Below are 11,111 nucleotides of genomic sequence, written 5' to 3'. Positions count from 1 at the left end.
TAAAAATCACGGAACTGGCAGCGACCTACGTTTCCATCCCAGTAAGGGAAAGTATTATCGGCGATGAAGAGCTTAGCTTCCTGGTTCGAAATGGGACAGGGCGTTTCCTCTTCTCTATAGCCACCAGAATCGTGAATTAAATCTATGTCGCATTATAGCGAAATAGGCTTAATTCACCATTCTTTTGGTGATTTTAGTATTGTCTAGTCAACAAAGCGCTTTACACTTAATAAGGAAGTGAAATAGCATTATCATACGTAATAATATGTAAGCCAAACGACCTATTAGTACTGGTCAGCTAAAGGGCTCTCACCCATTACACACCCAGCCTATCAAACATGTAGTCTTCATGAGGTCTTCAGGGAAAGTTCATCTTGGAGTTGGCTTCCCGCTTAGATGCTTTCAGCGGTTATCACATCCGAACATAGCTACCGGGCGATGCTCTTGGCAGAACAACCCGTACACCAGTGGTTCGTTCAACCCGGTCCTCTCGTACTAGGGTTAACTCTCCTCAACTTTCCTACGCCCACGGCAGATAGGGACCGAACTGTCTCACGACGTTCTGAACCCAGCTCGCGTACCGCTTTAAATGGCGAACAGCCATACCCTTGGGACCTGCTCCAGCCCCAGGATGCGATGAGCCGACATCGAGGTGCCAAACCTCCCCGTCGATGTGAGCTCTTGGGGGAGATCAGCCTGTTATCCCCGGGGTACCTTTTATCCTTTGAGCGATGGCCCTTCCACACAGAACCACCGGATCACTATGACCGACTTTCGTCTCTGCTCGACGTGTATGTCTCACAGTCAAGCTGGCTTGTACCATTATACTCTACGAACGATTTCCAACCGTTCTGAGCCAACCTTTGTAAGCCTCCGTTACTTTTTAGGAGGCGACCGCCCCAGTCAAACTACCCACCAGACATTGTCCTGAACATAGATAATATGTCCCAGTTAGCTATCAGAATAAAGAAGAGTGGTATCTCAACAATGGCTCAGGTGCAACTGGCGTCACACCCTCAAAGCCTCCCACCTATCCTGCACATCTTTATCCCAACAGCAGTGTCAAGCTATAGTAAAGGTCCACGGGGTCTTTCCGTCTTGCCGCGGGTAGGAGGAATTTTCACCTCCACTACAATTTCACTGGATTTCTGGTCGAGACAGCTCCCATCTCGTTACGCCATTCATGCAGGTCGATATTTAATCGACAAGGAATTTCGCTACCTTAGGACCGTTATAGTTACGGCCGCCGTTTACTGGGGCTTCGATCAATGGCTTCGCTTGCGCTAACCACATCAATTAACCTTCCAGCACCGGGCAGGCGTCACACCCTATACATCCTCTTACGAGTTAGCAGAGTGCTGTGTTTTTGGTAAACAGTCGGGAGGGACTCTTTGTTGCAACCTTTTCCGCTTTCGAGAGCAAGTCTCTATACAGAAGGAGGCACACCTTATACCGAAGATACGGTGCTATTTTGCAGAGTTCCTTAACCAGATTTCTTCCACGCGCCTTAGAATACTCATCTCACCCACCTGTGTCGGTTTACGGTACGAGCAATAACAGATATACTTAGAAACTTTTCTTGGCTCGACGGCATCAACGATTCACCATCCACTCCGAAGAGCATCAAGTGCCTGTCAGGTCTCGAATAAAAGATTACGGATTTGCCTGTAATCTAATCTACACCCTTCGAACAACTATTCCATCAGTTGCCTCGTTTAGCCCTAAGCGTCCTTCCATCGCGCTCTATTATTGGTGTTGGAATATTAACCAACTTTCCATCGTCTACCCCTTTCGGACTCGACTTAGGTCCCGACTAACCCTACGATGACGAACATCGCGTAGGAAACCTTGGGTTTTCGGCGAACAGGATTCTCACCTGTTTTATCGCTACTCATGCCTGCATACTCACTTCTAGCCGCTCCAGCGCTCCTTACCGGTACACCTTCAATGCTGACTAGAACGCTCTCCTACCACTCTATTAAAAATAGAATCTACAGCTTCGGTGGATAACTTTAGCCCCGTTATATTTTCCGCGCAGAATCGCTAGACCAGTGAGCTGTTACGCTTTCTTTAAAGGATGGCTGCTTCTAAGCCAACCTCCTGGTTGTTTAAGCAACTCCACATCGTTTTCCACTGAGTTATCACTTTGGGACCTTAGCTGGTAGTCTGGGTTGTTCCCCTCTTGACGACGCATTTTATCACCCGCCGCCTGACTGCCATGATTACATATACGGTATTCGGAGTTTGACAGGGTTTGGTACCTTGGTATAGGCCCTAGCCCAATCAGTGCTCTACCCCCGTATACTACAACATGACGCTATACCTAAATATATTTCGGAGAGAACCAGCTATCACGAAGTTTGATTGGCCTTTCACCCCTATCCACAAGTCATCCCAAGACTTTTCAACGTCAGCGAGTTCGGTCCTCCACTAGCTCTTACACCAGCTTCAACCTGCTCATGGATAGATCACTTCGCTTCGGGTCTGCAGCATCTGACTAATTCGCCCTATTAAGACTCGCTTTCGCTACGGCTCCGAGTTTTCTTAACCTCGCCAGATACCACAACTCGCAGGCTCATTATGCAAAAGGCAGTCCATCACCCTGATAAATCATAGGGCTCTGAATGATTGTAAGCAAATGGTTTCAGGTTCTATTTCACTCCCCTCACTGGGGTTCTTTTCACCTTTCCCTCACGGTACTGGTTCACTATCGGTCTGTAAGTAGTATTTAGGGTTGGGAGGTGGTCCTCCCGGCTTCAGACAGAATACCACGTGTTCCGCCCTACTCAGGATACTGCTAAGATGAATCTAGATTTCGTATATGGGACTATCACCCGCTATGGTTAACCTTTCCAGGTTACTCTACTACCTATCATCATTCTACAACGCAGTCCTACAACCCCAGATGCAAGCATCTGGTTTGCCCTCTTCCAAGTTCGCTCGCCGCTACTATCGGAATCTCTATTTGATTTCTCTTCCTCTGGCTACTGAGATGTTTCACTTCACCAGGTTCGCTCCCCGCAGGGTAACTGACATTACTGTCAGCTGGGTTGCCCCATTCGGATATTTGCGGATCAAAGCTTCTTGACAGCTCCCCGCAACTTTTCGCAGTCTAGTACGTCCTTCATCGCCTCTTACAGCCTAGGCATCCACCATTCGCTCTTAATAGCTTACCTATTTGTATTCTAATGCACATTTCACTCCCTTATTAAATGTAAAACATCTAACAAGTTGTAAATTGTTTTTTTTGCGTTTTGTTGACTTTGACAATAATAAATTAAATAACTTTAGACTAAAAAAGTCTAATATCAATCTTCCTTTATCTCTAAAGACTGATATTAAACTTCTTCTTTCTCTTTTTACAATGTCCATTAAAAAAATGGTGGAGAATAGCGGGATCGAACCGCTGACCTCCTGCGTGCAAAGCAGGCGCTCTCCCAGCTGAGCTAATTCCCCATGGTGGGCTTAAGAGGACTCGAACCTCTGACCTTACCCTTATCAGGGGTACGCTCTAACCACCTGAGCTATAAGCCCCTCTATCTTTTTCTTCAATCTCTCAAAACTAAATAAGCTTCCTTAGACCAGTCTCGCCAGAGACACCATTGTGAGATAGTGTCTCATATACTCTAGAAAGGAGGTGATCCAACCGCAGGTTCTCCTACGGTTACCTTGTTACGACTTCACCCCAGTCGCTGAACCCACCGTGGTCGGTAACTAGTTTAGTATTCCGGCTTCGGGTGAATTCAACTCCCATGGTGTGACGGGCGGTGAGTACAAGACCCGGGAACGTATTCACCGTAGCATATCTGATCTACGATTACTAGCGATTCCAGCTTCATGGAGTCGAGTTGCAGACTCCAATCCGAACTGAGACTAGGTTTTAAGATTTGCTCCACTTCGCAGTATCGCGTCTCTTTGTCCTAGCCATTGTAGCACGTGTGTAGCCCTGGGCATAAGGGCCATGATGACTTGACGTCGTCCTCACCTTCCTCCTCCTTGCGAAGGCAGTCTGACTAGAGTGCTCAGCCGAACTGTTAGCAACTAATCACGAGGGTTGCGCTCGTTGCGGGACTTAACCCAACATCTCACGACACGAGCTGACGACAGCCGTGCAGCACCTGTCTCTAAGTTCTAGTAAACTAGCACTCCCGTATCTCTACAGGATTCTTAGGATATCAAGCCCAGGTAAGGTTCTTCGTGTATCTTCGAATTAAACCACATGCTCCACCGCTTGTGCGGGTCCCCGTCTATTCCTTTGAGTTTTAATCTTGCGACCGTACTCCCCAGGCGGCACACTTAATCTGTTAAGTGCATTACTGCAATGACTAGCATCGCAACAACTAGTGTGCATCGTTTAGGGCGTGGACTACCAGGGTATCTAATCCTGTTTGCTCCCCACGCTTTCATGCCTCAGCGTCAATAATGTTCCAGTAGATCGCCTTCGCAATCGGTATTCCTGGTGATATCTACGGATTTTACCCCTACACCACCAATTCCATCTACCTCTCCCATATTCTAGGTAACCAGTTTCGAGAGCAGTTCAACGGTTGAGCCGTTGGATTTCACTCTCGACTTGATTTCCAGCCTACGCATCCTTTACGCCCAGTGATTCCGAGTAACGCTTGCACCCTCCGTATTACCGCGGCTGCTGGCACGGAGTTAGCCGGTGCTTATTCATAAGGTACCGTCATTATCTTCCCTTATAAAAGGAGTTTACACACCGAAATGCGTCATCCTCCACGCGGCGTTGCTGCATCAGAGTTTCCTCCATTGTGCAATATTCCCCACTGCTGCCTCCCGTAGGAGTCTGGACCGTGTCTCAGTTCCAGTGTGCCTGATCATCCTCTCAGACCAGGTATGCGTCATAGCCTTGGTAGGCCGTTACCCCACCAACTAGCTGATACAATAAAGCCCCATCCTTTAGCAATAAATCTTTCCCAACTTACCTTATGGTAAGAAGGAGTATGGGGTATTAGCAGCCGTTTCCAACTGTTGTCCCCCACTAAAGGGCAGGTTAGCTATATATTACTCACCCGTGCGCCACTAACTTAATAAGCAAGCTTATTAAATCCGTTCGACTTGCATGTGTTAAGCACGCCGCCAGCGTTCACTCTGAGCCAGGATCAAACTCTCCATAAAATTTATGAAGTGTTCTTCAATTGACTTATCTCTTTGTTTAAAGAGTTGATAATCTCTTATGTTTCGCGTCCTGGCTAAGGTCGCTTATTTAGATTTCAAAGATTGAATTTGACATTGTTAAAATGGTAATGAACTTGAAGCAAATCCCCTACTTTGGGTGCTTCTCTTTAACCCCGTTCTCTCAAACGAGGACGAAATTATATATCCATACACCTTAAAATAAGGTTAAAAAAATGAGAGAAAACCAAATTTGTAATTTTTAATTTTATTTAGTAGAAAAATAGAGAAAAAAGCACTAAAAGCAGTCAAAAATATTTTCTATATTATAATCCACAAGCCTCTGTTCTAAGTCAAAAGCATCTTTTTTGAATCTTATATAACTTTATATAAGAATAAATTTGTTGTAACTAATCAATAATTAAAGAAGATCGAGAATAGTATAGCGATAAAAAGAGGAGAAGGAGAAGATGTATTTTGTATAGAATATTTTAATATAGAAAAGAAGAAAAATAGAACAATCTGAAAAACCAAAAGTTGATCTATAGGTTATTGATAAAATGAAGTAATTATGGAAAATTTAGATTGAAGATAATAAAAAGAGGATAAAAATCACGGAACTGGCAGCGACCTACGTTTCCATCCCAGTAAGGGAAAGTATTATCGGCGATGAAGAGCTTAGCTTCCTGGTTCGAAATGGGACAGGGCGTTTCCTCTTCTCTATAGCCACCAGAATCGTGAATTAAATCTATGTCGCATTATAGCGAAATAGGCTTAATTCACCATTCTTTTGGTGATTTTAGTATTGTCTAGTCAACAAAGCGCTTTACACTTAATAAGGAAGTGAAATAGCATTATCATACGTAATAATATGTAAGCCAAACGACCTATTAGTACTGGTCAGCTAAAGGGCTCTCACCCATTACACACCCAGCCTATCAAACATGTAGTCTTCATGAGGTCTTCAGGGAAAGTTCATCTTGGAGTTGGCTTCCCGCTTAGATGCTTTCAGCGGTTATCACATCCGAACATAGCTACCGGGCGATGCTCTTGGCAGAACAACCCGTACACCAGTGGTTCGTTCAACCCGGTCCTCTCGTACTAGGGTTAACTCTCCTCAACTTTCCTACGCCCACGGCAGATAGGGACCGAACTGTCTCACGACGTTCTGAACCCAGCTCGCGTACCGCTTTAAATGGCGAACAGCCATACCCTTGGGACCTGCTCCAGCCCCAGGATGCGATGAGCCGACATCGAGGTGCCAAACCTCCCCGTCGATGTGAGCTCTTGGGGGAGATCAGCCTGTTATCCCCGGGGTACCTTTTATCCTTTGAGCGATGGCCCTTCCACACAGAACCACCGGATCACTATGACCGACTTTCGTCTCTGCTCGACGTGTATGTCTCACAGTCAAGCTGGCTTGTACCATTATACTCTACGAACGATTTCCAACCGTTCTGAGCCAACCTTTGTAAGCCTCCGTTACTTTTTAGGAGGCGACCGCCCCAGTCAAACTACCCACCAGACATTGTCCTGAACATAGATAATATGTCCCAGTTAGCTATCAGAATAAAGAAGAGTGGTATCTCAACAATGGCTCAGGTGCAACTGGCGTCACACCCTCAAAGCCTCCCACCTATCCTGCACATCTTTATCCCAACAGCAGTGTCAAGCTATAGTAAAGGTCCACGGGGTCTTTCCGTCTTGCCGCGGGTAGGAGGAATTTTCACCTCCACTACAATTTCACTGGATTTCTGGTCGAGACAGCTCCCATCTCGTTACGCCATTCATGCAGGTCGATATTTAATCGACAAGGAATTTCGCTACCTTAGGACCGTTATAGTTACGGCCGCCGTTTACTGGGGCTTCGATCAATGGCTTCGCTTGCGCTAACCACATCAATTAACCTTCCAGCACCGGGCAGGCGTCACACCCTATACATCCTCTTACGAGTTAGCAGAGTGCTGTGTTTTTGGTAAACAGTCGGGAGGGACTCTTTGTTGCAACCTTTTCCGCTTTCGAGAGCAAGTCTCTATACAGAAGGAGGCACACCTTATACCGAAGATACGGTGCTATTTTGCAGAGTTCCTTAACCAGATTTCTTCCACGCGCCTTAGAATACTCATCTCACCCACCTGTGTCGGTTTACGGTACGAGCAATAACAGATATACTTAGAAACTTTTCTTGGCTCGACGGCATCAACGATTCACCATCCACTCCGAAGAGCATCAAGTGCCTGTCAGGTCTCGAATAAAAGATTACGGATTTGCCTGTAATCTAATCTACACCCTTCGAACAACTATTCCATCAGTTGCCTCGTTTAGCCCTAAGCGTCCTTCCATCGCGCTCTATTATTGGTGTTGGAATATTAACCAACTTTCCATCGTCTACCCCTTTCGGACTCGACTTAGGTCCCGACTAACCCTACGATGACGAACATCGCGTAGGAAACCTTGGGTTTTCGGCGAACAGGATTCTCACCTGTTTTATCGCTACTCATGCCTGCATACTCACTTCTAGCCGCTCCAGCGCTCCTTACCGGTACACCTTCAATGCTGACTAGAACGCTCTCCTACCACTCTATTAAAAATAGAATCTACAGCTTCGGTGGATAACTTTAGCCCCGTTATATTTTCCGCGCAGAATCGCTAGACCAGTGAGCTGTTACGCTTTCTTTAAAGGATGGCTGCTTCTAAGCCAACCTCCTGGTTGTTTAAGCAACTCCACATCGTTTTCCACTGAGTTATCACTTTGGGACCTTAGCTGGTAGTCTGGGTTGTTCCCCTCTTGACGACGCATTTTATCACCCGCCGCCTGACTGCCATGATTACATATACGGTATTCGGAGTTTGACAGGGTTTGGTACCTTGGTATAGGCCCTAGCCCAATCAGTGCTCTACCCCCGTATACTACAACATGACGCTATACCTAAATATATTTCGGAGAGAACCAGCTATCACGAAGTTTGATTGGCCTTTCACCCCTATCCACAAGTCATCCCAAGACTTTTCAACGTCAGCGAGTTCGGTCCTCCACTAGCTCTTACACCAGCTTCAACCTGCTCATGGATAGATCACTTCGCTTCGGGTCTGCAGCATCTGACTAATTCGCCCTATTAAGACTCGCTTTCGCTACGGCTCCGAGTTTTCTTAACCTCGCCAGATACCACAACTCGCAGGCTCATTATGCAAAAGGCAGTCCATCACCCTGATAAATCATAGGGCTCTGAATGATTGTAAGCAAATGGTTTCAGGTTCTATTTCACTCCCCTCACTGGGGTTCTTTTCACCTTTCCCTCACGGTACTGGTTCACTATCGGTCTGTAAGTAGTATTTAGGGTTGGGAGGTGGTCCTCCCGGCTTCAGACAGAATACCACGTGTTCCGCCCTACTCAGGATACTGCTAAGATGAATCTAGATTTCGTATATGGGACTATCACCCGCTATGGTTAACCTTTCCAGGTTACTCTACTACCTATCATCATTCTACAACGCAGTCCTACAACCCCAGATGCAAGCATCTGGTTTGCCCTCTTCCAAGTTCGCTCGCCGCTACTATCGGAATCTCTATTTGATTTCTCTTCCTCTGGCTACTGAGATGTTTCACTTCACCAGGTTCGCTCCCCGCAGGGTAACTGACATTACTGTCAGCTGGGTTGCCCCATTCGGATATTTGCGGATCAAAGCTTCTTGACAGCTCCCCGCAACTTTTCGCAGTCTAGTACGTCCTTCATCGCCTCTTACAGCCTAGGCATCCACCATTCGCTCTTAATAGCTTACCTATTTGTATTCTAATGCACATTTCACTCCCTTATTAAATGTAAAACATCTAACAAGTTGTAAATTGTTTTTTTTGCGTTTTGTTGACTTTGACAATAATAAATTAAATAACTTTAGACTAAAAAAGTCTAATATCAATCTTCCTTTATCTCTAAAGACTGATATTAAACTTCTTCTTTCTCTTTTTACAATGTCCATTAAAAAAATGGTGGAGAATAGCGGGATCGAACCGCTGACCTCCTGCGTGCAAAGCAGGCGCTCTCCCAGCTGAGCTAATTCCCCATGGTGGGCTTAAGAGGACTCGAACCTCTGACCTTACCCTTATCAGGGGTACGCTCTAACCACCTGAGCTATAAGCCCCTCTATCTTTTTCTTCAATCTCTCAAAACTAAATAAGCTTCCTTAGACCAGTCTCGCCAGAGACACCATTGTGAGATAGTGTCTCATATACTCTAGAAAGGAGGTGATCCAACCGCAGGTTCTCCTACGGTTACCTTGTTACGACTTCACCCCAGTCGCTGAACCCACCGTGGTCGGTAACTAGTTTAGTATTCCGGCTTCGGGTGAATTCAACTCCCATGGTGTGACGGGCGGTGAGTACAAGACCCGGGAACGTATTCACCGTAGCATATCTGATCTACGATTACTAGCGATTCCAGCTTCATGGAGTCGAGTTGCAGACTCCAATCCGAACTGAGACTAGGTTTTAAGATTTGCTCCACTTCGCAGTATCGCGTCTCTTTGTCCTAGCCATTGTAGCACGTGTGTAGCCCTGGGCATAAGGGCCATGATGACTTGACGTCGTCCTCACCTTCCTCCTCCTTGCGAAGGCAGTCTGACTAGAGTGCTCAGCCGAACTGTTAGCAACTAATCACGAGGGTTGCGCTCGTTGCGGGACTTAACCCAACATCTCACGACACGAGCTGACGACAGCCGTGCAGCACCTGTCTCTAAGTTCTAGTAAACTAGCACTCCCGTATCTCTACAGGATTCTTAGGATATCAAGCCCAGGTAAGGTTCTTCGTGTATCTTCGAATTAAACCACATGCTCCACCGCTTGTGCGGGTCCCCGTCTATTCCTTTGAGTTTTAATCTTGCGACCGTACTCCCCAGGCGGCACACTTAATCTGTTAAGTGCATTACTGCAATGACTAGCATCGCAACAACTAGTGTGCATCGTTTAGGGCGTGGACTACCAGGGTATCTAATCCTGTTTGCTCCCCACGCTTTCATGCCTCAGCGTCAATAATGTTCCAGTAGATCGCCTTCGCAATCGGTATTCCTGGTGATATCTACGGATTTTACCCCTACACCACCAATTCCATCTACCTCTCCCATATTCTAGGTAACCAGTTTCGAGAGCAGTTCAACGGTTGAGCCGTTGGATTTCACTCTCGACTTGATTTCCAGCCTACGCATCCTTTACGCCCAGTGATTCCGAGTAACGCTTGCACCCTCCGTATTACCGCGGCTGCTGGCACGGAGTTAGCCGGTGCTTATTCATAAGGTACCGTCATTATCTTCCCTTATAAAAGGAGTTTACACACCGAAATGCGTCATCCTCCACGCGGCGTTGCTGCATCAGAGTTTCCTCCATTGTGCAATATTCCCCACTGCTGCCTCCCGTAGGAGTCTGGACCGTGTCTCAGTTCCAGTGTGCCTGATCATCCTCTCAGACCAGGTATGCGTCATAGCCTTGGTAGGCCGTTACCCCACCAACTAGCTGATACAATAAAGCCCCATCCTTTAGCAATAAATCTTTCCCAACTTACCTTATGGTAAGAAGGAGTATGGGGTATTAGCAGCCGTTTCCAACTGTTGTCCCCCACTAAAGGGCAGGTTAGCTATATATTACTCACCCGTGCGCCACTAACTTAATAAGCAAGCTTATTAAATCCGTTCGACTTGCATGTGTTAAGCACGCCGCCAGCGTTCACTCTGAGCCAGGATCAAACTCTCCATAAAATTTATGAAGTGTTCTTCAATTGACTTATCTCTTTGTTTAAAGAGTTGATAATCTCTTATGTTTCGCGTCCTGGCTAAGGTCGCTTATTTAGATTTCAAAGATTGAATTTGACATTGTTAAAATGGTAATGAACTTGAAGCAAATCCCCTACTTTGGGTGCTTCTCTTTAACCCCGTTCTCTCAAACGAGGACGAAATTATATATCCATACACCTTAAAATAAGGTTAAA

The 11,111-nt window shown here is 46.2% G+C and carries 4 tRNA genes and 6 rRNA genes; all 10 read right to left on the bottom strand.

Going from position 1 to position 11,111, the window contains the following annotated elements:
• Positions 1–12: 12 nt before the first annotated feature.
• Positions 13–128, bottom strand: a 5S ribosomal RNA gene (rrf, locus tag N0B29_RS12960).
• Between the two features lie 135 nt (positions 129–263).
• Positions 264–3,176: ribosomal RNA gene (locus tag N0B29_RS12955) — 23S ribosomal RNA — on the bottom strand.
• Between the two features lie 204 nt (positions 3,177–3,380).
• A tRNA-Ala gene (locus tag N0B29_RS12950) sits at positions 3,381–3,456 on the bottom strand.
• Between the two features lies 1 nt (position 3,457).
• Positions 3,458–3,534: transfer RNA gene (locus N0B29_RS12945), tRNA-Ile, on the bottom strand.
• Positions 3,535–3,630: 96 nt separating this feature from the next.
• Positions 3,631–5,139: ribosomal RNA gene (locus N0B29_RS12940) — 16S ribosomal RNA — on the bottom strand.
• Between the two features lie 615 nt (positions 5,140–5,754).
• Positions 5,755–5,870 (bottom strand): 5S ribosomal RNA (gene rrf, locus N0B29_RS12935).
• A 135-nt stretch (positions 5,871–6,005) separates the two neighbouring features.
• Positions 6,006–8,918 (bottom strand): 23S ribosomal RNA (locus N0B29_RS12930).
• Between the two features lie 204 nt (positions 8,919–9,122).
• Positions 9,123–9,198 (bottom strand) — tRNA-Ala (locus tag N0B29_RS12925).
• Between the two features lies 1 nt (position 9,199).
• Positions 9,200–9,276, bottom strand: a tRNA-Ile gene (locus N0B29_RS12920).
• 96 nt (positions 9,277–9,372) lie between these two features.
• Positions 9,373–10,881: ribosomal RNA gene (locus N0B29_RS12915) — 16S ribosomal RNA — on the bottom strand.
• Together the 16S, 23S and 5S rRNA genes with 4 tRNA genes alongside form the textbook arrangement of a ribosomal RNA operon.
• Positions 10,882–11,111 lie beyond the last annotated feature (230 nt).

The organism is Sulfurospirillum oryzae, assembly GCF_025770725.1.
GTDB classification, from domain to species: Bacteria; Campylobacterota; Campylobacteria; order Campylobacterales; family Sulfurospirillaceae; genus Sulfurospirillum; species Sulfurospirillum oryzae.
Note: the sequence above shows the minus strand (reverse complement) of the source record. Positions and strands in the feature narration are given on the sequence as shown.